This window comes from Nannocystis sp. RBIL2 (genome assembly GCF_026626745.1).
Lineage (GTDB): Bacteria > Myxococcota_A > Polyangia > Nannocystales > Nannocystaceae > Nannocystis.
Genome location: NZ_JAPNJW010000001.1, coordinates 4,371,094 through 4,395,993 on the forward strand (window position 1 = coordinate 4,371,094; position 24,900 = coordinate 4,395,993).

General features: G+C 71.1%; 15 protein-coding genes and 4 tRNA genes. 9 read left to right on the forward strand and 10 right to left on the reverse strand.

Going from position 1 to position 24,900, the window contains the following annotated elements:
* Positions 1-3 precede the first annotated feature (3 nt).
* Both OV090_RS17130 and OV090_RS17135 read right to left on the reverse strand, forming a co-directional pair.
* The gene (locus OV090_RS17130; RefSeq protein WP_267704767.1) at positions 4-792 is read right to left on the reverse strand and encodes a VOC family protein; all 789 of its coding nucleotides are present in this window, start codon (positions 790-792) and stop codon (positions 4-6) included.
* 56 nt (positions 793-848) lie between these two features.
* Positions 849-1,565 carry a hypothetical protein gene (locus tag OV090_RS17135; protein WP_267704768.1) on the reverse strand — a complete coding sequence of 239 codons (717 nt, stop codon included), beginning with the start codon at positions 1,563-1,565 and terminating at the stop codon, positions 849-851.
* Between the two features lie 137 nt (positions 1,566-1,702).
* On the opposite strand from OV090_RS17135, the gene OV090_RS17140 reads away from it, so the two are divergent.
* From OV090_RS17140 to OV090_RS17150, 3 genes are all read left to right on the forward strand, one after another.
* Positions 1,703-3,682: an IgGFc-binding protein gene (locus OV090_RS17140; RefSeq protein WP_267704769.1), complete on the forward strand. Its 1,980-nt coding sequence runs from the start codon at positions 1,703-1,705 to the stop codon at positions 3,680-3,682.
* Positions 3,683-3,806: 124 nt separating this feature from the next.
* Positions 3,807-5,093, forward strand: coding sequence for a dicarboxylate/amino acid:cation symporter (locus tag OV090_RS17145; RefSeq protein ID WP_267704770.1), 1,287 nt, complete (start codon positions 3,807-3,809; stop codon positions 5,091-5,093).
* 174 nt (positions 5,094-5,267) lie between these two features.
* Positions 5,268-8,309 (forward strand): serine/threonine-protein kinase, encoded by a 3,042-nt coding sequence (locus OV090_RS17150; protein ID WP_267704771.1) that lies wholly within the window; start codon positions 5,268-5,270, stop codon positions 8,307-8,309.
* 368 nt (positions 8,310-8,677) lie between these two features.
* On the opposite strand, the gene OV090_RS17155 is transcribed toward OV090_RS17150, so the two are convergent.
* From OV090_RS17155 to OV090_RS17170, 4 genes are all read right to left on the reverse strand, one after another.
* Positions 8,678-8,748 (reverse strand) — tRNA-Cys (locus OV090_RS17155).
* Between the two features lie 19 nt (positions 8,749-8,767).
* Positions 8,768-8,838 (reverse strand) — tRNA-Cys (locus tag OV090_RS17160).
* A 21-nt stretch (positions 8,839-8,859) separates the two neighbouring features.
* A tRNA-Cys gene (locus tag OV090_RS17165) sits at positions 8,860-8,930 on the reverse strand.
* 21 nt (positions 8,931-8,951) lie between these two features.
* Positions 8,952-9,022, reverse strand: a tRNA-Cys gene (locus tag OV090_RS17170).
* A 492-nt stretch (positions 9,023-9,514) separates the two neighbouring features.
* On the opposite strand from OV090_RS17170, the gene OV090_RS50715 reads away from it, so the two are divergent.
* Positions 9,515-11,287 carry a hypothetical protein gene (locus tag OV090_RS50715; RefSeq protein ID WP_267704772.1) on the forward strand — a complete coding sequence of 591 codons (1,773 nt, stop codon included), beginning with the start codon at positions 9,515-9,517 and terminating at the stop codon, positions 11,285-11,287.
* 69 nt (positions 11,288-11,356) lie between these two features.
* Here OV090_RS50715 and OV090_RS17180 read toward each other — a convergent pair whose 3' ends face one another.
* The gene (locus OV090_RS17180) at positions 11,357-13,618 is read right to left on the reverse strand and encodes a response regulator (RefSeq protein WP_267704773.1); all 2,262 of its coding nucleotides are present in this window, start codon (positions 13,616-13,618) and stop codon (positions 11,357-11,359) included.
* 65 nt (positions 13,619-13,683) lie between these two features.
* Positions 13,684-14,556 carry a CAP domain-containing protein gene (locus tag OV090_RS17185; protein WP_267704774.1) on the reverse strand — a complete coding sequence of 291 codons (873 nt, stop codon included), beginning with the start codon at positions 14,554-14,556 and terminating at the stop codon, positions 13,684-13,686.
* 112 nt (positions 14,557-14,668) lie between these two features.
* Between OV090_RS17185 and OV090_RS17190 the strand changes: the two genes are divergently transcribed.
* Complete coding sequence (locus OV090_RS17190; RefSeq protein WP_267704775.1) at positions 14,669-15,031, forward strand: cupin domain-containing protein; 363 nt, start codon at positions 14,669-14,671, stop codon at positions 15,029-15,031.
* A 251-nt stretch (positions 15,032-15,282) separates the two neighbouring features.
* On the opposite strand, the gene OV090_RS17195 is transcribed toward OV090_RS17190, so the two are convergent.
* Positions 15,283-17,013 carry an OmpA family protein gene (locus tag OV090_RS17195; RefSeq protein ID WP_267704776.1) on the reverse strand — a complete coding sequence of 577 codons (1,731 nt, stop codon included), beginning with the start codon at positions 17,011-17,013 and terminating at the stop codon, positions 15,283-15,285.
* A gap of 165 nt (positions 17,014-17,178) precedes the next feature.
* Positions 17,179-17,688, reverse strand: a complete 510-nt coding sequence (locus tag OV090_RS17200; protein ID WP_267704777.1) for a hypothetical protein — start codon at positions 17,686-17,688, stop codon at positions 17,179-17,181.
* Positions 17,689-17,976: 288 nt separating this feature from the next.
* Here OV090_RS17200 and OV090_RS17205 point away from each other — a divergent pair, with 288 nt between their 5' ends.
* From OV090_RS17205 to OV090_RS17220, 4 genes are all read left to right on the forward strand, one after another.
* Entirely contained in the window at positions 17,977-19,335 is a 1,359-nt protein-coding gene (locus tag OV090_RS17205) for a hypothetical protein (protein WP_267704778.1), read from the forward strand.
* A gap of 48 nt (positions 19,336-19,383) precedes the next feature.
* On the forward strand, positions 19,384-21,102 hold the full coding sequence (locus OV090_RS17210) for an IgGFc-binding protein (RefSeq protein WP_267704779.1): 1,719 nt from the start codon (positions 19,384-19,386) through the stop codon (positions 21,100-21,102).
* A gap of 113 nt (positions 21,103-21,215) precedes the next feature.
* Positions 21,216-22,928 (forward strand): IgGFc-binding protein, encoded by a 1,713-nt coding sequence (locus OV090_RS17215; RefSeq protein WP_267704780.1) that lies wholly within the window; start codon positions 21,216-21,218, stop codon positions 22,926-22,928.
* A gap of 219 nt (positions 22,929-23,147) precedes the next feature.
* Positions 23,148-24,752, forward strand: coding sequence for a lamin tail domain-containing protein (locus OV090_RS17220; protein ID WP_267704781.1), 1,605 nt, complete (start codon positions 23,148-23,150; stop codon positions 24,750-24,752).
* Positions 24,753-24,900: the final 148 nt, after the last annotated feature.

A 24,900-nucleotide genomic window follows, 5' to 3' on the forward strand; every position in this document is an offset into this window, starting at 1 on the left:
CGCTCAGGGCGTGGGCTCGCGGCGGGCCTGCCCGTAGGCGACGATCGAGAAGATTCCCCCGTGTGGGTCGCTCAGCACCGCGAAGCGGCCGACCGGCGGGATGTCGCTCGGGGCGACCACAATCGCGCCGCCGAGCCGCGCCGCGAGGGCCGCGCCCTCGTCGCAGTCCTCGACCCGGAAGTACGTCATCCAGTGCGACGCCATCGAGCCCCACGCCTCGGTCATCTGCAGCATCCCGCCGACCTTGCGCTCGCCGACGAAGAAGTCGGTGTAGTGCGTCGACTCCACCGCCCGCTCGGCCCGCCGCCAGCCGATGACGTCGCTGTAGAAGACACCGGCCTCGTCCGCGTCGCGCGTGTTGAGCTCCCACCAGCACATCGTCGCCGGCTCGTCGATGAGCCCGGCGCCGGCGTGGTTCACCGCCTGCCACAACGCCAGCCGCGCCCCGCTCGGGTCCGCCAGCACCGCCAAGCGGCCCGAGTCGTACACCTCCCGCGGCGGCACGATCACCTGCCCGCCGCGCGGCTCGACCCGCGCCACCGCACGGTCGATCGAGTCGACGTTGACGAACGGCACCCACCGCGGCACCTCGCCGCGCGCCTCCTCGTCGGCCCGCATGCGGTGGATCGCGACCACGTCGCGCCCGCGCTTGGTGAGGATCGTGTAGCCCTTGCCGTGGTGGATCCCGAGGTCGAACAGCCCGCTGTAGAACCGCGTCGTCACCGCCGGCTCCGGACTGCCGAGCTCGGCCCAGCAGAAGCTCCCGTGCTTGTAGCGATCGACGACCGTCACCTCAGGCAACCTACCAAACCGGCTCGGATCCGCCCAAGCGTTTTCGAGCCGCGACGTCAGCGCGCCGCGATGAGTCCGAACACGAACTCCCGGGGACATCCGGACCCCGGCAGGTTCGCCCGGGCCGCCTCGACGTAGGCCATAAACGCCCCTTCGTCCCCGGCCGCCGAAGATGTCCCATCGTACAGGCGGAGCGGCGCGCCGCCCGAGAGCTGCAGGTCCAGCGCGGCGCGGCGGGATTCCCCACAAGCTGTCTCTTCGACCATGCACGTGCCGGCCGCCTCGCGCCACGCGAACGGCGCGGCCCACCCGCCGCCCTCCGGCGGATCGACGCGCGCGCCGACGACCGCCGCCAGCAGCAGCGCCCCGCCCGCGTCCTCGACCCGCAGCCACACGTCCGGGTCGTTCGCCGCCTCGCCCGGCGCGACGATCGAGCGGATCTTCAGCACCTGCCCCGCCGCGAAACCATCGCCGGCCGGCGCCGGGTCGGCCTCGACGAACAGCCGCGCCGCCTCCCCGTCGCACATGAGCTCGAGGACGCGAGACCCCGGGTCCCCGCTCGCCGCCTGCACCTCGCACCTCAGCTCGGCGCTCGGCTCGCCCGGCATCGGCTCGAGCGCCGCGCGGAAAAACGCAGCCTCCGTCGGCACACAAGGTGAGAGCTCGGGCCCCGCCTCGTCGGGCGGCAAGATGTCGTCGCTGGGCGCCGCGACCTCGCAGGCCGCCAGCAGGAGCCCCGCCGCGCAACGTCGTCCTCGCCCGCCGGCCGCCACCTCCGCCAATTTAGCCGGCCGCCGGTGGGCCTGTCCACAAGGACATACGAGGGCTCGGGCCGATCCCGGGCGCAGGCGCGGACCCTGGCGTCCGCCTGGATCTTGTCGGGCCGTGGCGACCGCGGCACCATCGAACCATGACCTTACCCCGGCTCGCCTGTCCGACCCTGGCCCTCGCCCTGGCCGGATGTCCGGGACCGTACACCCCGGCCGAGACCGAGAGCGAGTCGACGGCCACCACCGCGACCACCACCACCTCGATCGAGACCACCGGCCCCTCGACCACCACGAGCACCGCCGGCCCGACCAGCGAGCCGACCACCGCCTCGCCGACGTGCGACGGCGCCGGCGAGCGGTGCGACGGCGAGCAGCACCAGATCTGCATCGGCGGCCTCTGGGTCCCCGACGCGTGCCCCGACGGCTTCGGCTGCCAGGACGGCGCGACATCGTGCCAGCCGTGCGACTGCGCCGCCCCGCCGACCTGCGTCGACGCGATGACGATCGAGACCTGCGGCTGCCTGACGCCCGAGCGAGTCACATGTCCCGAAGACCAGGCCTGTGACGAGGCGTCCGCGACCTGCAGCGCCGTGATCTGCACCCCCGGCGAGCAGACCTGCACCGACCAGAACACCCGCCAGACCTGCAACGACCACGGCACCGGCTTCGACCCGCCCGAGCCGTGCGACGGCGACGAGCTGTGCGACCCCGACATGGGCTCCTGCCAGCCCGCGTGCGCCGTGGTGGCCAAGCGGCAGTCGAGCCTCGGCTGCGAGTTCTGGGCGGTCGACATGGCCAACGTCCCGCCGCGCGACGCCTTCGTCTACGCGGTCGCCGTCTCCAACCCGAGCGCCACCGAGTCGGTCAACGTCGAGATCTTCGACGGCAACAAGCAAGACGCCGAGCAGAAGCTGCTGACCGGCGTGATCGCCCCGCGCCAGGTCCGGACCTTCCTGCTGTCGGGCAGCAGCAACAACCAGACCGGCTACTACCCCGGCGACGCCGGCTTCACCGGCTCCGGCATCGCCCTCGGCCGGGCCTTCCGCGTCGTCTCCGACCTGCCGATCGTCGCCACCCAGTTCAACCCGCTCGGCGGCGCGCTCGCCTTCACCACCGACGCCTCGCTGCTGCTCCCGACCCACGCGCTCGGCACCCGCTACTTCCACCTCGCGTGGGGCGAGGGCCTCGGCAGCGGCTCCTCGCTGGTCGTGGTCGCCACCGCCGACGGCACCACGGTCTCCCTCAAGCCGACGGTCAACGTCGTCGGCGGCCAGAACGGCATGCCGCCGATGCTCAAGGGCATCCCCACCGAGATCACCCTCGACCGCTACGACTACATCCAGCTGCAGACCAACGCCGGCGACACCACCGGCTCGGAGATCGTCGCCGACAAGCCGATCGCGGTGTTCGGCGGCCACTCGTGCGGCCAGGTGCCGAACAAGCAGGTCAGCTTCTGCGACCACCTCGAGGAGCAGATCTTCCCCGTCGAGACGTGGGGCGTCGAGTACATCGGCCTGCGCAGCCCGGCCCGCGGCACCGAGGACATGTACTGGCGGGTGCTCGCGCGCGAGACCGGCGCCACGGTCACCTTCACGCCCAAGCCCGAGGGCCTGGCCGAGGCCACCCAGACCATCCCCGCCGGCGGCTTCATCCAATTCAACGCCAGCGGCGACTTCCGCATCCAGTCCAACAACCCGATCCTCGTGGCCGGCTACATGTACGGCTCCGAGGCCCCCGGCGTGCCCGTCAACGGCAACCCCGGCGATCCTTCGATGGTCCTCATGGTCCCGACCGAGCAGTGGCTCGGCGACTACGTGTTCCTGGTCGACAGCTCGTACGCCAACGACAACGTCCGCCTCGTCCGCAAGGCGATGAACAACAACGTCGAGCTCGGCTGCCTCGGCGGCCTCGTGCCCGAGGACCACTGGGAGCAGATCGCCGGCACCCAGTACGTCACCGCCACCGTCAACATCAACCCCGGCGAGGCCGAGTGCCAGCCGGGCACCAACACCGCCTCGGCCAAGACCACCACCTTCGGCGTCATCGTCGTCGGCGAGGCCCAGGGCGCCTCGTACGCCTACCCGGGCGGCATGGCGCTGAAGGAGATCGCGCCGGGCTGAGCTCTCGGCGGGGCCGCCTCCGGCCCGCGCACGCCCGCTCGGCGGCGGATTCGCCGCCGCCGGCCGCGACGAATCGCGCCTCCATGCGCGCGGATGGGTCTGCATGTCCTACCATGCGCCCCACATGCCGCTGCACACCCGGATCTTGCTCGGCCTCGCGGTCGGTGCGGCCCTCGGCCTCGGCGCCAACCTCGGCCTCGGCGCCGACCATGCCGTCGTCCAGTTCGCGCTGAAATACGTCGCCGGACCGCTCGGGCAGGTCTTCCTGCGCATGTTGTCGATGGTGGTGATGCCGCTGGTGTTCGCCTCGATCGCCCTCGGCGTCGCCGGCGTCGGCGACATCCGCCGCGCCGGGCGCATGGGCATCAAGACCCTCGCCTTCTTCTTGATCACCACCGCGCTCGCCTCCGCTCTCGGCCTCTTCCTCGTCAGCGTCGTCGACCCCGGCGCCTACGTCTCGCCGGCCGTGCGCGACGAGCTCGTCGCCCAGTACGCGCGCACCAGCGGCCCGCCGCCCGCCCCCACTGCCTTCGGCGTCGAGACCTTCGTCGGCATCGTCACCCGCAACCCGCTCAAGTCGGCCGTCGACGGCGACATGCTCGGCGTGATCTTCTTCGGCCTGATGTTCGGCGCCGGCATCACCCTGATCCGCGAGGACCGGCAGAAGACGATGATCGGCTTCCTCGAGGCGCTCGCCGACGTCATCTCGGCGATCGTCGACATGGCCATGAAGATCGCGCCGTACGGCGTGGCCGGCCTGATCTTCGGCGTCACCGCCCTGTTCGGCTTCGCCCTGCTCGCGCCGCTCGGCGTGTACGTCGGTCTGGTCCTGTTCGCCCTCGCGCTGCACGCCGTCGGCACCATGGGCCTCGTGATCCGCGGCCTCGTCGGCGTCAGCCCGCGGATCTTCTTCTCCAGGATCCGCGCCGCCCTGGTCACCGCGTTCTCGACCTCCTCGAGCAGCGCCACCCTGCCGACCAACCTCCTCGTCGGCCAGCAAAACCTCGGCATACCGCCGCGGATCTGCGGCTTCGTCTATCCGCTCGGCGCCACCATGTGCATGAACGGCACCGCCCTGTTCGAGGGCATCACGGTGATCTTCCTGTGCCAGGTGTTCGGGGTGACGCTCAGCCTCGGCCAGATGGCCGTCGTCATCGCCATGGCGGTGCTCACCTCGGTCGGCGCCGCCGCCGTCCCCGGCGGATCGATCCCCTTGCTGGTCGGCATGCTGACCATGTTCGGCGTCCCGGGCGAAGGGATCGCCGTCATCATCGGCATCGATCGGATCCTCGACATGGCGCGCACCGCCGTGAACGTCCTCGGCGACCACGTCGCCGCCGCCTTCGTCGCCCGCAGCGAAGGCCTGTGGAGCCCCGACCACCTCAAGAAAGCTGTTCCTGCAGACAGGTGAGCCTGCCTCGCACCCGGCGTGGGTGCGGCCCTTGTCCCCCACCCCTCGCGCGGCTCGGGTCGGCCCGGAGCCGCGCCGCCGCGAGGCGCGCGCGCTCGATCGCACACCGAAACCGCGAGGTCGAGTGCAAGGCCCAGTCGTCGGGGCCCACAGAACTCGGTATGTTAGTGCTCCATGGCGCCCCTTCTCGAGCAGGCTGGCGATGTCGCCGCGTGGAAGCCTCGTTCTGCGCTTCTCGGCGTGCTGCTGGCCAACCGCTACCGGATCACCCAATCCATCGGTCAGGGTTCGACCGGCGCGGTCTACCGCGCCGACGACCTCTTGATGAACCGCCCGGTGGCGGTGCGAATCCTCGTCCCGAGCCTCGCGCAGAACCCTGCATTGGTCTCGCGGATCCGCGCTCGCATCGACCGCAACGTCAAGATCCAGCAGCAGCAGCCTGATGCGTTGGTCAACCTCGTCGATGCCTTCGACGTCGGCATGACCCTCGAGGGCGAGCTGTTCATCGTCACCGACTTCCTCGACGGCGACCACCTGTCGGCGATGCTCGAGCGAGGCGGTCGGCTGCCGTGGTCTCGCGCCCGCCACCTCTTCATCCGCCTGAGCCAGCTCCTGCAGGCGCTGCACGAGCGGGGCATCGTCCTCGGCACGCTGCAGGCGCAGCACTGCTACGCGGTCCGCAACCGGCCGAAGAACGAGGCGATCAAGATCGTGAGCACGGCGGTGTTCGAGCACATCGCCGCCAACCTCGGCCCCGGCGCCGGCGAGGTCGGGGCGCAGATGGCCCGCTACGCCGCGCCCGAGCAGGGCTGCGGCGAGCCGATCGACATCCGCACCGACGTCTACTCGTTCGGCATCATCGCCTACGAGCTGCTGACCGGGAAGGTGCCGTTCAACGACACCAACCCGATCCGCCTGGTCGCGCAGCACCTGCACGCCACTCCGATGCCGCTGCGGCAGGCCGCGCCCGACGCCGAGATCCCGGCCGCGGTCGAGGAGGTCGTGCTCAAGGCGCTGGCCAAGTCGCCCGCCGATCGCCACCCGAGCATGGAGGCCTTCGTCGCCGCGCTGTCGGCGATCCCCGCCGACGAGGCCGGTGCGCCGGCGGTGGCCGCTGCCGTCGCCGCCGCGCCCGCCGAGCCGGCTCCGGCCCCCACGCCGCCCCCGCCCCCGCAGGCCCCGCCCAAGCCGCTGGCCTCGACGCTACCTGTCTCTTCGGACAACCTGTCCGCACCTGTCCCTCCGGTCAGCTCGGCCGCCGCCGCCGGGGCCGCAGTCGAGGAGGCGCACCCGCTCCCCAGCACCGCGCCGGCGAAGATCGCCCCGTCGGTGGTGATGCGCGGGCTGATCGACGCCCCCGCCACGCCCCCCGCTCCGCCCCCGCCCCCGCCGACCTCGATCGCTCCGCCTCCGCCCGTCGGCCCGCGGCGTCCGCCGTCGATCGCGGTGCCGACGCTGATCCCCTCGCAGCGAAAGCCGTCCGAGCCGGTCGCCGCTGCGCCTGCCTCTCCGGCCATGTCCGAAGGGACAGCCGAGAAAGCCGCCGAGCCCACGCCTCCCACGCCCGCAGAGGCACCCGCGCCTCTGCCCCCGCCCCCGCCCTTCGGCGCTGCCCCCGAGCCCACGCCGCCGCCTCCGCCTCCGGCCGCCGCTGCGCCTGCCGCTCCTGAGCCGGCCGCTGCTGCGCCCGTCGCTGCCGAGCCCGTCACTCCTGCCCCGGCCGCTCCTGCGCCCGTCGCTGCTGCGCCCGTCACGCCCGCGCCCGCAGCTGCCGAGCCCACTCCTGCTGCGCCCGTCACGCCCGCGCCCGTCGCTGCCGAGCCCGTCGCCGCCGCAGTCACTCCTGCTGCCGCGCCCGTCACTCCCGCGCCCGTCGCTGCTGCGCCCGTCACTCCCGCGCCCGTCGCTGCCGCGCCCGTCACTCCTGCGCCCGTCGCTGCCGCGCCCGTCCCTCCCGCGCCCGTCGCCGCCGAGCCGCCGCCTCCGCCTGCTCCTGCGCCGGAGCCGGCCCCGGCGGTGGTCACCGCGGTGCCGCCTCCACCTGCTCCTTCGGACAGGCCCGCCGAGGCTCCGCGTCCCGCCGAGATCGTCCGGATCCCGGCCCCCGGCGACTCGGCTCGCGCCACCGCGAGCGAGTCGATGCGGGCCTCCGTCCTCCACGACTCGATGCGCGCCCCCGCCGACTCGCTGCGCGCCCCGGCGCCCGCCGACTCGGTCCGCGCCCCCGCACCCGCCGACTCGGGTCGCGCGCGGGCTCCGGCCGCCGAGATCGTGGCTGTCCCTTCGGCCCTGTCCTCTCAGCCAGACGAGCCCCCGCCGACCGCCTCGATGAGCGCCCGCCGGGTCGCGGCCGCCGACGTCCATCCGGAGGCGTTGCGGGCCGCTGCGCTGCGGCAGTCGCAGTCGGGCGAGCGCCTGACCTCGAGCGCCGAGCTGCGGCCGACCGACTCGATCATCGCCGAGCTGCCCAAGCGCAAGACCCCGTGGGTAGCGATCATCGGCCTCGGCGCCGCCCTCGCCGCGGGCGCAGCCGCGTACATCCAGACCGAGCCCGAGCTGGCGCCGCAGGGCAACCGCGCAGTCACCCCGCCGCAGGTCAAGGCCGAGCCCAAGCCCGAGCCGCCGGTCAAGGCCGAGCCCCCGCCGACTCCGACCAAGGTCGAGCCGCCGCCGCCCGATCCGGTCCCGATCGTCGCGCCGCCGGCCGACCCCGAGCCCCCGCCGGCCGACGTCGAGACCGAGGAGCCGAAGAAGAAGAAGAAGAAGCGGGCCAAGGCCGCCGAGCCCGAGGAGGAAGAGGAGGATCTGTTCGATCAGGTCCGCAAGCACATGGAGGCCAAGAAGGCCCAGGAAGAGGCCTACAGGAAGGCCGCCGAGGCCGGCACCTCGCTCCCCGGGCCCGCGCCCACGCCTGCGGCCACGAACCCCACGCCTGCGCCCGCGCCCAAGCCCGCCGCCGAGGACCCCGCGACCAAGGCCAAGGACACCCTCGACCGCGCCCGCCAGGCCGCGCAGCAGGGCAACCACCCGCTCGCCTACAGCCTCGCCAAGCAGGCCAACTCCCTCACGCGCACGCAAGAGGCCATCGAGCTCATGGGCGTGTCCGCCTGCAAGGCCGGCAACGCCGACAACGCCAAGTCGGCCGCCGACCAACTCACCGGCGCCCGCCGCAGCGCGGTCTACAGCGCCTGCGCCGGCAACGGCATCACCCTCTGAGCGCGGTCACGCCGCCTCGACTTCGCCGCCCGCTGCTTTCAGCGCGGGCGGCGAGGTCGTTTTTGCGGCGCGAGGGCAAGGCCTCTGCGCGAAGCGATGGCCCGTCACGCCAGCGTGATCGTTCGCGGCCGAGCGAGGACGACCGCCTGAGGCGGAACCTGTCGCGCCCCAGCGGCGCGTCGGCGTGAAGCGAGCCTGTCGCATCGGCGTGGCCAGCGATTACGTTATCCTTGAGACATGTCTCATGCATCAGGTCTCCGAGGACATCTTGGCGCGCATCCATTCGCTCGTCGCGGCCGCTACGGCTCCGGCCGCCTTGAGCGATCTCGCCGCCTCGACTGCCGCTCTCTCGACCGCCACCACCATGAAGGTCCCGTCGGGATTCGAACCCGACTAACCCGCTTTGCAGGCGGGCACCTGGCCACTCGGACACGAGACCGCTCTTCTCCCTCAATCAAAGGTCCCGTCGGGATTCGAACCCGACTGACCCGCTTTGCAGGCGGGCACCTGGCCACTCGGACACGAGACCGCTCTTCTCTCCCTCAATCAAAGGTCCCGTCGGGATTCGAACCCGACTGACCCGCTTTGCAGGCGGGCACCTGGCCACTCGGACACGAGACCGCTCTTCTCTCCCTCAATCAAAGGTCCCGTCGGGATTCGAACCCGACTGACCCGCTTTGCAGGCGGGCACCTGGCCACTCGGACACGGGACCTGAAGCTGGAATCAGCAATGACGCATGCATTGCCGCGACGAATCGTCGGCATCAATCATGCGACCACGGATCGGTCACCGGCATGGACATTCGCAAGCGAATGCACCGAGTCGACGCGGGCGGTGCCGACCGCGGACTCGCCGTCCACGCCTGACTCCCCCGGCCCGTGGGCCGATTCCCCCGTTTCAGGGCAAATTGTGCCTGCAGCTCGGACCGAGCCGCCGCCTCAGGGCCGACAACAACACAACGACGTCGCCAGTCGCGGCTGGAAGCGCGCGCGCGGCGACGGTGCGATGTTGGCGGCGGGGGCCATGATGCGAATGGGATACCACCGACTCGCCCGCGCGTCAACTCCTACGATTCCCGATCGACGCATTTTTTCGCCGCAGCCTCGCGCGGCGCACTCTGAAGATTCACCATTGCAGCCAGCCGGCACCACCCGCGCCCGCCGCCGCTTGAGTCGCCCGCGCCCCCCCGTTACTGTGCGCGCCCGTGCCTCGCCGCTCGCTCCCGCTCGCTCCCCTCTCGCATCTCGCTCTCGTCTTCGCCGCGGCCTGCAGCGCCCCGCGTCCCGCCCCGACCCCGGTCCCCGAGCCGCAGCCCGCAGACGCGCCCGCCTCGACGCCCGAGCCCGTCGCCTACGCCCTCTCGCCCGTGTTCGAGAAGGACGCCCTCGTCGCCTTGCAGGTCGAGCTGCGCCTGCGCGGCGACGCCGACGGCCTCACGCGCCTCAAGCTGCCCGACCACTGGGGCACCGCCCGCGAGCTGTGGACCCTCATGCGCGACTTCACGGTCGAGGGCGCCACCGTCAGCCCCGACGACGACCCGTCCATTCGTCAGCTCGCCGCCGCCCCGAACGCCCCGCTGGTCGTCCGCTACCGCGTCGTCTCCGGCTTCGACCACGACCCGCACGCGCAGGACGGCCAGCCGTTCCTGCCGATCATCCGTCCCACCTGGTTCGACGTGTTCGGCGAGGCCCTGTTCGCCTTCCCCGAGGGCCGCGAGGACGACCCCGCGACCTTCGTGTGGCGCGACGCCCCGGCGGGCTTCCACTTCGCCAGCGACCTCGAGCACCTCGCCGGCGCGCGCCCCGGCGTCGTCGGCGACGTCGTCGAGAGCGTCGTCATCGGCGGCCCCGGCCTGCGCACCCGCGCCGACGGCCAGGTGCGCGTCGCGATCCTCGGCGACTACGACTTCGGCCACGACGCCTTCTTCGACCTCTCCCTGGCCGTCATCGCCTCCCAGCGCGAGTTCTGGGGCGACAAGGACGCCCCGTTCCTGATCACCCTCGCGCCGCAGAAGCGGATCGAAGGCAGCATGACCTACGGCGGCACCGGTCGCTCCGACGCCTTCACCCTCTCGGTCGCCGAGAACGCGGCGATCGCCGACCTGCGCCACCTCCTCGCCCACGAGTACTTCCACACCTGGAACGCGCGCCAGCTCGGCGGCCAGGCCGAAGGCACCGCCGAGGGCGCCGGCAAGTGGTTCGCCGAGGGCTTCACCGAGTTCTACACCTGGCGCCTCCTCCTGCGCGCCGGCATCTACAGCCCCGAGGACTTCGTCACCGCCTGGAACGAGGCGCTCGTCGAGTACTGGACCTCGCCCGTGCGCGACGAGCCCAACGCGCGCATCGTCGCCGACTACTGGAACGACCACGCAGTGAGCCGCCTGCCCTACCGCCGCGGCCCCCTGCTCGCCGCGATCTGGGAGCAGCGGCTGCGCCAGGCCACCGCCGGCGCGCGCGACCTCGACGATGTCCTCCAGGCCATGCGCGCCAAGGTCCAGGCCTCGCCCGTCAAGTTCGCCCCCGACGCCGCCAGCGTGTTCCCGCCGGTCTATCGCGAGCTCGGCGGCCCCGACATCGCCGCCGACCTCGAGCGCTTCGTCGACCAGGGCACCGCGATCCGCATGCCGGCCGACGTGTTCGGCCCGTGCGTCCGCGTCGTCGACAGCGTCCGCCGCAACTTCGAGCGCGGCTGGGACGTCGACGCCACCGCCGCCGCCGGCCACGTCGCCGGCCTGCGCAAGGGCTCGGCCGCCTGGCGCGCCGGCCTGCGCGACGGCATGAAGATCCTCGAGCGCGACGGCAAACCGGGCGACTCGACCGTCCCCTACGTGCTGCGCGTGCGCGACGGCAAGCGCGAGCGGATCATCCGCTTCAAGCCCGAGGGCGACAAGGAGATCCCGCTGCAGCAGCTCGAGCTCGCCCCCGGCCTCACGCCCGAGCGCCGCGCCGCCTGCGCTCGCGAGCTGTCGGGCGCCTGACCTCCCGGACATGCCCGCCCGGGCATGCTCGTCAAGACATGCTCTTCAGAGCATGTCCCTCGCGCCATCTCAGCGCCGGACGAAGTGCGCCGCGAGGCGGCGGATCTCCCGCATCAGGCGGTTGCGCGAGTACATCCCCTTCTGAATGACCTGCTCGACGCGGCCGCCGAGGCGCTCCCAGTCGTCGCGGGCCAGCTCCTGGGCCGTCATCACCGCGACCGGCACCCGCACGAACTCGGGGCGGCTGCGGATCCGCTGCAGCACCTCGTAGCCGTCGAGCTCGGGGATCTTCAGGTCGAGCAAGATCAGGCCCGGGCGGCTCTTCTCGATCATCTCGAGCGCCTGCGGCCCGGTGCTGGCCACGCGCACCGACCAGCCCTCCTCGAGCAGGGTGCGCTGCAGCAGCTCGCGCAGGCCCTCGTCGTCCTCGACCACCAGGATGTAGCCGTCGCGCACCGGCACCAGGCGCTGGATGCTGGCCACCAGCTGCTCGCGACGCAGCGGCTTGGTCAAGTAGTCGTCGGCCCCGAGCGCCAGGCCGAGCGGCTTCTCGTCGAGCATGCTGACCACCACCACCGCCGTGCCCTTCAGGTCCGGGTCGGCGCGGATCGCCTGCAGCACCGCCCAGCCGTCCATCCCGGGCATCATGATGTCGAGCGCGATCACTACCGGCTTGAGCCGCTTGGCCAGCGCCAGGCCCTCCTTGCCGGTCGCCGCGCCGTAGACCTCGAGCCCCTCGCGGCTCAAGATCCGCTCCATCAGGTCGTAGACGTTGGGGTCGTCGTCGATGACGAGCATCGCCTGCGGCGCCGACTCGTTGCGCGGCCCGAGCGGAAGGCTCGGCTCGCGCGAGCCCTCCTCCGCCGGCAGGCTCGAGCCGATCACCCGCGCCGGCAGGCGCACGCGGAAGGTCGAGCCCGTGCCCGGGATGCTCTCGACCCCGATCTCGCCGGCCATCATCTGGCAGAACCGGCGGCTGATCGCCAGGCCGAGGCCGGTGCCGCCGTACTTGCGGGTGGTCGACGAGTCGCCCTGATAAAACGTCTGGAACAGCCGGTTCGTCTGCTCGGCCGACATGCCGATGCCGTTGTCGGCGACCACGAACTCGAACCAGTCCTGGCTGCGGTCGCGCGGCTCGCCGGCCTCGGCCGCGGCGCTCGGCAGGCGCCGCACCTCGAGCGCGATGCGCCCGTTCTCGGTGAACTTGGCCGCGTTGCTGAGCAGGTTGAACAGCACCTGCCGCACCTTGGTCAGGTCGGCAGTCATGTCGCCGAGCTCCTCGGCGAGGTGCAGGTCGAACGCGTTGCCGTTCTGCGCCATCAGCCGCTGCGCCGTGTTGCACACGTCGTTCAGCATGCTCTGCACCGAGAACGTCTCGATGTGCAGCTCCATGCGGCCGGCCTCGATCTTCGACAGGTCGAGGATGTCGCTGATGATCCCGAGCAGGTGGTTGCCGGCGCCGTGGATCTTCTGCACGTCGACCCCGACCTGGTCGCGATGCCCGCGCAGCTCCTCGAGCACGATCTCCGAGTAGCCGATGATCGCGTTGAGCGGCGTCCGCAGCTCGTGGCTCATGTTGGCCAGGAAGGCGCTCTTGGCCCGGCTGGCCTCGATCGCCTCGTCGCGGGCCACCTCGAGCTTCTCGTTCAGCTCACGCAGCCGCCGCTCCGAGCGCACGCTCTCGCTGATGTCGGTCGCCACCCCGATCGCCCCCAGCTGGGTCCCGTGCGCGTCGTGGAACGGCGCCGTCCACGTCTCGAAGTGGCGGTCGGTGAACTCGAACACCCCGCGCAGGCTCAGGCCCTTGAGCGCCCGCCGCACCCCGTCGAGCAGCGCCGGCAGGCCGGCGAACACCTCGTACACCGGCTCGCCGAGGTAGCCGCGCGGCTCCAGCCCCAGCGCCTGCAGCCCGCGCCCCTCGAGCAGCAGCAGCGCCCCGCGGGCGTCGGTGGCGAACAGCACGATCGGCACGTTGGCGACCACGCTGCGCAGCACCTCGCCCTGCAGCGCGCGCGGGTCCTCGGCCGGGCGCCCGACCACGCACACCTCTTCGCAACCTGGCTCTTGGACCATGGTCCAAGCGACAGCCAGCTCGCCGGCCCGCGGGCGACAGACCACGCGGGCCATCTCGCCCGCGCACGCCCGGCGCCAGGCGTCGATCCACGCCGGCTGGTCGACCGGGCGCAGCAGCTCGACGAACAACATGCCGAGCGGCGGACCGCCGAACAATTGCCGGAGACCGACGTTGGCCACCTGCAGCTCGCCGGCGGGGCCGAGGATGGCCAGCCAATCGCTCGAGAGATCGAGGAGGCGGGAAAAGCTCGCGCTCACGAGGTTCGGCATGCCCGGACGGGGCACATGGTAGCCGGACGCGCGGCAAAAATGCTACGCGCGGGCTATTTCGCCCCGAACACCTGCGTCCACAGGTGGCCCCATTCACCGCCGGGGTAGTACCCGACACCGATGTGCTCGAAGTCGGGGTTCATGATGTTCGCGCAGTGGCCGGCGCTGTTCATCCACTGGTCCATCGTTCCGGCGGCGTCGGGCGACCCGCCGGCGATGTTCTCGCCGGCGTTGCTGTAGTTGCCGTAACCCGCCTTGCCCATCCGGTCCCACGGCGGCTCGCCGTCCGGGTTGGTGTGGTCGAAGAAGGCGCGGTCGTTCATGTCCTTGGAGTGCATGCGCGCCGCGCACCGCAGGGCCGGATCCATCGTCAACGGGCCCGCGGGCCCGAACGTGCCCTCCGCGCCGCAGTTCGCGCCCTCCGCCCGCCTTTGATTGACCAGCACCAGGACGTCCTCCTCCAGCTGCTTCCAGGCCGGATCCCAGCCCTTGGCCGGCTCGCAGTAGGGCACGCCATCGGGGACGTCGGGGTTCGCAGGCTCGCCGGTGGTGGACGTCGAGGTGGTACCGGGATCGGTGGTGCCGGCGGAGGGATCGTTCGTGGTGCCGGTGCCCGGATCTGGACCGGTGGTCACATCCGGCCCGGTGGTCGGCGTGGTGTCGGTGGCGGGCCCTCCGCCGGTGGTCACGGCGGGCGAGGTGGTGGCGTCTTCGTCCGTGGTCGTGCCGGGATCGGTCTGCGTGCCCGACATCGACCCGCCGCTCCCGCCGTCGCTGTCGCCGCCGCTCTCGCCGATCTGCGTGCCGCCGCCGCCGCCGTCGGTCGAGCCGGAGATCGGCGCGGTCTCGTCGGCGCCGATCCCCGAGTAACAACCGGCGAACAGCACCGCGAGCACCACCGCCGAGACGCGAAGCGAACTGAGCATGGTCCGACCTTAGCCTCCGCGTCGCGCTCGCCTCAAGCCCTCGTCATCCGCGACGCGTGTCTGGGGCCTGCGGACGACATCCGGCGCGCGGGCCTCCGGCTAACCTCCCCCCATGCCCAAGCTGATCGCCCAGCCCACGCGCGTCGTCGCCGACGGCGAACCGCCCAAGCTCATCGACGAGTACGTCGGCCGCGTCAACACCCACGCCACCGCCGTCAGCATCGCCCACATGCGCTCGCCCGCGGGCTGGCGAGAGCGCGGCCAGCGGCCCGAATTCGACGAGTACTCGCTGGTCCTGCGCGGCACCCTGCGGGTCGAGCACGACGGCGGCGCGCTCGACGTCGGCGCCGGCCAGGCCGTCCTGGTCCGCGGCGGCGAGCACGTCCGCTACAGCGCGCCCGGCGACGAGGGCGCCGAGTACATCGCCGTGTGCCTGCCGGCCTTCTCGCCGGCGACGGTCCACCGCGACCCGTGACCGTCGGGACATGCCCGAACAGGCATGTCGTCAACGACATGTCCGATCGAGCATGCCCTTGAAGGCAGGTCTCTCAGGGCATGAGGGCGCCCGGCAGAGGCGCCGGGTGGGCTCCTGAGCCGACGCACGTGCGCTCGGGAGCGAGTCACGCCGAGCGCGCCGGCGCAGCGAGGTCCGCTCGTGGCGGCCAGATGCGCCGGGCGCCCGGAGAGCGCCCGGCCCCGCGGGACCTGGCCCGCGGGACAGGCCCGCTACTTGCCGCCGCCCGTGGTCGGGGCCGCGGTCGGGGCGTCGCCGTCGTCGCTCGAGGAAGCGCCCTCGGGCCGGTCGATGAGCACCTTGAACTCGATGCGGCGGTTCTTGGCGCGGGCCTTGGACGTCTTGGCCGGGTCGATCGGCTTGTCGGGGCCGAAGCCGGTCGTCTTGACGCGCGACTCTTCGATGCCGTGCTCGACGAGGTAGCGCTTGACCGAGTCGGCGCGGCGCTGCGACAGCTCGAGGTTGAAGTCCCGGCCGCCGACGTCGTCGGTGTGGCCCTGGATCTCGATCTTGAGGCTGGGGAACTCCTTGAGCACCCCGACCGCCACGTCGAGCGTCTTCTCCGAGCCCTTCTTGATCTTGTCGGAGCGGGTCTCGAAGTTGATGCCCTCGAGCGGGCGCTTGTCCCACTCCTTGGCCTTCTCGGGCAGCTTGTCCGGGCAGCCGTCGCTGTCCTCGAAGCCGTTGTACGACTCCGGGTGCATCGGGCACTTGTCGTCCTTGTCGACGATCTTGTCGCCGTCGGCGTCGGGCGGCGGCGGGCAGCCGGGGGCCTCGGGCCACGGCTCGGTCGGGCACTGGTCGTCGGCGTCGATGATGCCGTCCTTGTCGGTGTCGGGCGGCGGGCAGCCGTCGGGCGCCACGCCGGCCTCGAACGGGCACTTGTCGACCTTGTCGAGGAAGGTGTCGTTGTCGGAGTCGATCGACGGGCAGCCGTCGGGCGGGTCGCCGGCCAGCTTGGGGCACTTGTCGACGTCGTTTTGGACGCCGTCCTTGTCCCAGTCGAGGTCCTTCGCGGCCGGCTGCGGGCGCACGCGCCCGAGCACCAGGCTGAAGCCCACGGTGACCTGCGCGTGGCTGGTGAACGCCGGCATCGGCTTGGCCGCCTTGGCCGAGATGATGTGGCGCGCGTCGACGCGGAACGCCGCCATGCGCGAGATGAAGATCTTGAGGCCGCCGCCCCAGTGGCCGGCCGGGTCGACGTCGCTGCCGAGGCCGTTGCCGGGCGAGCTGATGCCGAGCATGCCGTAGCCGCCGAGCAGGAACGGCGTGACGCGGTACGGCAGCTGCAGCACCGCGCTGCCGCGCAGGCCGTACACGAACGCCGGGCTGTTGTGGACGTTGCGCACGAACGTCGGCGTCGCCGAGAACTCGGCCTCGATGCCGAAGATCCGCAGCGGGAAGTAACCGATGCGGGCGCCGACCGCCGGGCCCAGGCGCCACAGCGCCTTGTGCTCGTCGGGCCGGCCGGGCACCGGCTTGTAGAGGTCGTGGTCGTCGGGCGGCAAGTTGAGGCCGCCGAAGATCCCGAGCTCGAACAGGTGGCGCTCCGGCGAGTAGCGGTGGATCCACTTGCGGGTGTCTTTGACCTTCCCCGTCTTCTCGTCGAGGATCACGCCGTCGGGCGCCTCCCGTCGACCGGACTTCCTGGCCTTCGGGACAGATGCGTCCGCCTTCACCTCGGCCTTGCCCGCGCCCGCGCTGGCCTGCGCACCCGCGCTCGCGGGGGCCGCCGGGGTCGTCTCGGCCGGCGGTGCGCTCGCCTCGGCCGGCGGTGCGCTCGCCTCGGCGGAGGGCGCCGCCTCGGTCGCCGGCGCCGCCTCGGTCTTCGGCGCTGCAGGGTCCTGAGCGGCCGCGAAGGCCTCCGGCGAGGCCGCGGCCGCGAAGAGCAGCACGCCGGCGGGGATCAGAGCAGCGGTGCGAGGCTTGGAATTCAGGGTCATGCGGCGGCCGAGGAGGTGAGCGACCAGGTTACAGGAAAAGCGGGGGAAAAGGGGCCAGGAGGCGGAGTTCGGCGACCTGTCCCGAGGACCAGGTCCTACGAGCCCGCGAGCGAGCGGCCGGCGGGCGCTGCCGGAGGCGTGCGGGACGCGGGCGCATGCGAGGCCCTACTTGCACGCGTTCGCCTGGTCCACGCACTCGGGCGGCGGCGGGTTGGTGCCGCCCAGCTTCTGGATGTAGCAGCCGTTGCACTCGTCGGTGCCGTCCATGCACGCCGGGGTCGCCGAGCACGCCTCGACCACGCACTCGGTCAGGTCGAACAGCTTGAGCCACTCGACGTAGTTGATCTCTTCGAGGCAGTTGGTGAAGAAGCACTCCTGCCACGGGTACTCGGGCGGCGTCGGATCGGGAATCATGATCGCGCACTGGAGGGCGCACCCGATCGCGTCGCGGCAGCTCTTCGGCGACGGCGGCGGCTCCGGCACCATCGTCGTCTCCATCGGCTCGGCCGTGGTGAACTCCGGCACCACCGTCGGGTCGACCTCGGTCGTCCCCGACGTCGAGCCGGGGAACTGCTCGCGGTCGTCCGAGTTGCAGGCCGCTCCGGCGAGCGCCGCGGCCGCAGCCCACGCGAGGGCCCGAACCGAGAGGTGCAGGGGGGGGTGCGCCCGGGTCATCTCCGGCACCATACCAGCGGCGGCCATGGCGACCAAATGTTCCTGTGCGGCCTGTGTTGGCCGGACCACACCCGATCTGACACCAATGTCATGGGCCTCGGCCGTAGACTGCGAATGCGCGCGGACTCGCCTCGCTTGTCACTCGCGGCGAAAAGGTGCCAAAATCGAGGAGCCCAGGGCCTCCTGGGGCCATACGCCCGCTGCGCCGACGCCTGCACGCACCGCCTCCCCCCACGCGCACGGGCAAAACTCGCCTCCCGAGCCCGCCTGCCTTAAGGAACTTCTGCCATGAGCCATCGACGCTTCGCCTCCACCGGCCTCGCTTACGTCCTCGCCATGTGCGCCGCCTGCGACCTCGAGTCGTGCGTGCGCGGGGAGCAGCAAGAGCTCGACTGCAGCGATCACCAGGGCGGCTTCGAGGCCACCGTCGCGCGCGAGGGCGTCCTGCTCGACGCGATCCCGGAGAAGGCCAGCTTCCCGATGGCGCTCGTGATCTCCGAGAACGGCATCGCCGAGCTGCTCAAGGGCATCACCAGCGACACCAACCCGGTGGCCGGCGGCAACCTCACCCTGTTCGGCCTCAACCTGCAGATCGTCCCCAAGAAGACCGAGGTCGAGCTGACCAGCGAGCTCGACAAGTGCAGCCGCTGCGTCATCTTCGCCGTCGACTTCGCGGTCCAGGCCGTCACCGACGGCGGCACCTCGCAGCTCGCCGGCACCGGCAAGTCGAAGATCAGCATCCCGCTGCGGCTCGAGCAGCTCGCGGGCGACACCAGCGCGCTGGTGGCCGCCTACGACCAGCTGACGATCCTCGACCTCACCATGTCGGCGATGGGCTTCATCACCGCCGAGTACCCCGAGTTCGAGAAGGCGCTCGAGATCAAGATGACCGAGCTCATCCGCGAGCAGTCCGAGCCGGTCCAGCTGATGAAGTTCGAGCCGTGGTCGATCGGCACCAACTCGGTCAAGGTCGCGGCCAAGCAGTTCGCCATCTTCCCCGAGGCCGGCGTCATCTCGCTGGGCATGCAGACCAACCTCGACCTGCCCAAGGCCGTCGCGCTCGAGGTCGGCCAGGCGCTCGACGGCGACGCGATGATGGCGGTGCAGATGCACCCCGGCCTGCTGCTCGGCATGGCCGAGCGGATGCTCGCCGAGGGCGTCATCCCGCGCCGCTACGACGACGAGGGCGAGCCCGACCCCGACGGCGCGCAGGGCATCACGCTCACCGGCCTCGGCAAGAACGCCCTCGGCGCCAACGACCTCGACGTCACCTTCCGCGTGTGGCGCACCAAGGGCGACTACTGCGGCTACGCCAACGCCGTCAGCGTGCTGCGCCTCGGCCTCGAGGACTCGGACGGCATCCAGGACCGCATCACCGTCACCCCGACCGACGAGCTGCGCGTGCTCGAGGGCGGCCAGGGCGTCGGCGAGCTCTACGAGAACAACCAGGACCTGGTCGAGGAGAACAAGGGCCTCGTCGACCACTTCAAGAGCAGCCTGGCCGACCAGATCGGCATCACCGTCAACTACAACGAGCTCGCGGTCGACGGCCAGAACATCGTCTTCGACGCCACCGGCCTCGTCGTCACCGACAAGAAGATCGACATCCTGCTCGACTTCCTGGTGCTCGCCGCCGAGGGCGGCTGACCCGCCGCGCGCGGTGTGCTTGTCTTCTCCTCCCCCTGAACGTAAGCGATGCGACACCTCCACAAAGCCCCCCTCGCCGCGGTCCTCGTCCCGCTCCTTCTGACCGGCTGCCCGGGCCTCCTGGGCAACACGACCGCCAGCGCCGAAGGCGACACGACGACGACGACCACCGACGGCCCGCCGCCGACCACCAACCCGGACCTCACCACCACCGGCTTCATGCTCGAGTGCTACCCGGGCACCCAGCGCTGCGACCCGCAAAACCCGGGCATGGTCCAGGAGTGCAAGGACACCGGCCTCGCGTGGGACTCGCTGCCCTGCCTCGGGCTGGAGGAGTGCGTCGAGGAGGGCGAGGGCGTCGCCTCGTGCGTCGGCCCGTGCGAGAAGCTCAGCAACCAGACCTCGGTCGGGTGCGAGTTCCTCGCCATCCGCATGAACAGCTTCAACTTCGCGGACACCGACAAGGACGTCCTCATCGTCGGCAACACCGACACGACGCGCACCGCCGAGATCCAGCTCTGGTTCACGCCGAACAACAGCTTCACCGAGGAGCCGCTGTTCGAGCCGGTGCTGCTCGGGCCCGGCGAGTCGCACATCTTCGACGTCGTCAACGAGACGCTCAAGGGCTACACCGCCTTCCGCACCGGCGGCGTGTTCCGCGTCGAGAGCGACGTCCCGGTCACCGCCTACCTCCACTCGGCGCTCGCCAACACCGCAAGCAACGACTCGTCGATGCTGCTGCCGACGAAGACCCTGCGCCAGGACTACGTCATCGCCTCGTACCCCGGCTTCGCCGACCCGATGAAGCCGGACGAGGTCAACGGCCGCCCGAGCTACTTCAACGTCATCGCCGTCGATGACGACACCACCGTCGAGTGGGTCGCCCCGCGCGACACCGCCGCCCAGGGCGTCCTCATCCCCGCGGTCCCGGCCGGCGAGAAGGGCACGATCACCCTCAACCGCTTCGACGTGCTGCAGATCGGCTCGTCGTCGGCCACCAACATGGACATGATCACCCACGACCTGTCGGGCACGGTCGTCACCGCCGACAAGCCGATCTGGGTCATGGGCGCGACCGAGTGCGCCTTCGTGCCGTTCGACGTCGGCTACTGCAACCACTTGCAGGAGCAGATGATCCCGCTCGAGTACTGGGGCAAGAAGTACGTCGGTCCGCACTCGCCGTCGCGCGCGATGGAGAAGCACTACTGGCGGATCTACGCCGGCAAGGACGGCGTCACGGTCACCATCGAGTCCAACGACGCGGGCGTGAAGATCCCGCCGCTCACCCTGGTCAAGCGCGGCGACTGGAAGGAGATCGAGGTCCCGCACGACGCCAGCCTGATCTTCACCGCGACCGGGCCGATCTTGCCGGTGCAGTACCTGACCGGCGGCAAGGCGGCCGACAACATCGGCGACCCTGCGATGTACCAGATGATCGCCGTCGAGCAGTGGCTGAACCGCTACGTCGTCGTCACCGGCATCGGCTACGAGCTCAACTACGCCCAGGTGATGCGCAAGAAGGGCTCCGCCGACGTCACGATCAACGGCCAGACGGTCACCGGCTGGTACCTGATCAACGGCACCGGCGCCGACAACCAGTGGGAGGTCGCCGACTACCAGCTGATGGACGGCGCCGAGGCCCGCAGCTACGTCGCCGAGTCGACCGATCCCTTCAACATCGTCGTCCTCGGCTACCAGCCCGGCATCCCGAGCTCCGCCTACGCCTACCCCGGCGGCATGAACCTGAAGAAGCTCAACGTCCCCTGAGCCGGGCCGCGGCCCGCCGGCCGCGGCTGTCGTCTCTTCGCCCCGTCTTTTTGCGCCTGGCCCTTTGCACCTGGTCCTCGGGCCAGGTCTCATTCTTATGATTGGATTATCCCATGTCTCAGCGCCTCCGTCCCGCGTGCCTCGGCGCGCTCGTGCTGCTCGCGGCCTGCCCTGACCTGCTGCCCGCCGACACCGACAGCGCCGGCACGACCGCGCCGGCCACCGGCGAGCCGGCGACCACGACCACCGCGACGCCCGACCCGACGACCGGCTTCGTGCCGCTGTGCCTGCCCGGGCAGACGCGCTGCGACCCCGAGCAGCCGAACGTGCTGCAGACCTGCAAGGACACCGGCGCCGCGTGGGAGTCCGCCGCGTGCGCCCACGAGTGCGTCGAGGACATCGACTCGGCGGCCTGCGCCGGCCCGTGCGACAGCGACGACGACCCGACCTCGATCGGCTGCGAGTTCCTGGCCATCCGCATGGCCAGCTTCAACGGCCCCGACGACACCGACGCGCTGATCGTCGGCAACACCGACCCGGTCGAGCTCGCCGCGGTCCAGCTCTGGTTCACCCCGGCCAACGAATTCATTGAGCAGGCGGTCCTCGACCCCGTGATCCTCGCGCCCGGCGAGTCGCACGTGTTCGACATCACCGTCGACCCGCTCGCCTTCACCAACTTCCGCAACGGCGGCGTGTTCCGCCTCGTCAGCGACCGCCCGGTGGCCGCCTACTTGCACTCGCCGCTCGCCAACGAGGCCAGCAACGACGCGTCGATGCTGCTGCCGGTCCGCTGGCTGCGCAAGGACTACGTGGTCGCCTCGTGGCCGGCGTTCGTCGACGCCGACGAGCCCGACACCGTCAACGGCCGCCCCAGCTACTTCACCGTCATCGCCCTCGAGGACGACACCACCGTCACCTGGAAGCCGCGCCGGCGCACCGCCGGCCTCGGCGGCCAGTTCGACCCGGTCGAGCCGGGCGGCACCGGCACCAAGACGATGCGGCGCTTCGACGTGCTGCAGGTCGCCGCCTCCTCGCCGCCGGGCGACACCGACTACGTCCACCACGACGTGTCGGGCACCCTCGTCAGCGCCGACAAGAACATCTGGGTCATGGGCGCGACCAACTGCGCCTACGTCCCGTTCGGCTCGGGGTGGTGCAACCACCTCCAGGAGCAGATGATCCCGCTCGAGTACTGGGGCAGCACCTACGTCGCCCCGCCCTCGCCGCCGCGCTCCGGCAGCGAGAAGCAGTACTGGCGCGTCTACGCCGGTGACGACGACGTCACGATCGCCATCTACAGCACCGCCCACCCCGGCGACATCGAGTTCGAGACGATCGCCGAGCGCGGCGATTTCCGCGAGTTCGAGGCCGACTTCGGCGTCACCCTCCTGTTCGTCGGCCTCAACGAGGCGCCGATCCTCCCGGTGCAATACCTGGCCGGCAACCAGGCCGCGGGCGGAATCGGCGACCCCGCGATGGTGCAGATGATCGCCGCCGAGCAGTGGCGCGAGCGCTACGTGTTCGTCACGGGCGCCGACTACGAGGCCAACTTCGTCCAGGTCATTCGTCGCACCGGCGGCGCCGATGTCACGATCGACGGCCAGGTCGTGGGCGGCTGGAAGCTGGCCAACTTCGAGGGCGCCGACAATTACCAGATCGCCGACGTCCCGCTGGCGAGCGGCGGCGAGGCGGCCACCTACGTGGCGGACTCGGCCGAGCCGTTCGGCATCGACGTGGTCGGCTACAACCCCGCCGGCCCCGGCAAAGAGACCTCGGCCTACGCCTATCCCGGCGGGATGCGGCTCGAGAAGCTGTTCGTGCCATGAACTGCAGCGGGCCCCGCAGCGGGCCCCGCAGCGGGCCCGGGCGCTCGCCGTCGCCGTCGTCACGGACTTGCGACGGACCTCTTGCCTGGGGCCACGACGGTCGATCGTCCGCGTGACCCCACGGGCTCGACCTTGCGGGGCTGTGAGGCGGAGAAAGCTCGCCTCGTCGCGCCGTCGGGGCCGTGCCGCCGCGCGCGGCTTTCCGCTACCCTCCCGCGCATGTCGAAGCTCTCGTATCGTCTTGGATTCGCGCTCCTCGTCCTGCCTGCGTGCAGCAATCCGGCCCCGGCCGACACTGACAGTAATACCGACACGTCGACCAGCACGTCGACCACCGACGACACCACCACCGTCGGTCCGACCACCCAGCCGCCGACCACCTCGACCACCGAGGGCACGACCGACTCCACGACCCTCGAGCCGACCACCACCGAGGCGGTGACGTCGACGTCGACGACGACCTCCACCACCGATACGACCGAGACGACGGCGACCACCGACACGTCGACGACCTCGACCACCGATACCACCACCGACACCACCACCGACACCACCACCGAGGGCACGACCGAGACGACCTCGACCACCGAGGCTCCGGACCCCTGCGCCGACGGCGAGTTGAACGGCGGCGAGACCGACATCGACTGCGGCGGCCCGACCTGCTCGCCCTGCCAGGACGGCGGCGTCTGCGTCGAGGACACCGACTGCGCCAGCGGCTTCTGCAACGAGGGCGTCTGCGGCCTGCCGCCCGTGGGCTGCCTCGACGGCCTGCAGAACAACGAGGAGACCGACGTCGACTGCGGCGGCTCCGAGTGTCCCGCCTGCGCCGACGACCTGACCTGCGCCGTGGCCGACGACTGCCTCTCCAAGGTCTGCACCGACGAGGTCTGCGTCGCCGCCACCTGCGAGGACCAGGTCGTCAACGGCGAGGAGTCCGACGTCGACTGCGGCGGCCTCACTTGCGACAAGTGCCTCGACGGCGACACCTGCAACAGCGGCAACGACTGCGAGAGCGGCGTGTGCGAGAACAGCGTGTGCTCGCCCGCCACCTGCGAGGACAACACCAAGAACGCCGGCGAGACCGACGTCGACTGCGGCGGCCCCGACTGCGATCCGTGCGGCGACGGCCTCGCCTGCGAGACCAACGACGACTGCGCCGACAACCAGTGCGTCAACAACGCCTGCGTCGGCATCTCGTGCCAGGACGGCATCCAGAACGGCCAGGAGACCGGCATCGACTGCGGCGGCCCCGACTGCGGCGCGTGCCCGATGCCCGGCCTCATGATCAACGAGGTCGACTACGACGCCGTCGACGCCGACACCGACAAGGAGTTCGTCGAGATCCTCAACACCACCGCGGCGCCGATCAGCCTCGCCAACCACTCGCTGGTGCTCGTCAACGGCAACGGCAACGTCCCCTACGCCACGATCAAGCTCGACGCCGCCGGCACCATCAACCCCGGCCAGTACCTCGTCGTCGCGCCCGCGGCCTTCGTCGTCCCGCCGGGCGTCCTCAAGGTCAACACCCCCGGCAAGACCGACCAGATCCAGAACGGCGCGCCCGACGGCCTCGCCCTGGTCAACGTCGGCAACGGCACCCTGATCGACGCGCTGTCCTACGAGGGCGCGATCACGACCGTCACCATCCAGATGGTCGGCGCCGTCAGCCTGGTCGAGGGCACCGTCCTGCCGATGAACGTCGCCGACGTGAACGACGTGGAGGCCTCGCTGTCGCGCCTGCCCAACGGCAACGACACCAATAACGCCGCCACCGACTGGAAGCTGTCGAAGTCCCCGACCCCCGGCGCTGCCAACGTGCCGTGAGAGCTCATGTAGTCTACGCGTAGCGCGGACTCGTCTGTCCAGATTATTCTGGAAAGGCTCGTCTGATTGCCTATAGAGGCGTTCCCCGAGGGGCTCGGTGCGAAGCCGAGCTCACTCGGGATTCGCCCCAGTCTCTTTGCGTCTTGAC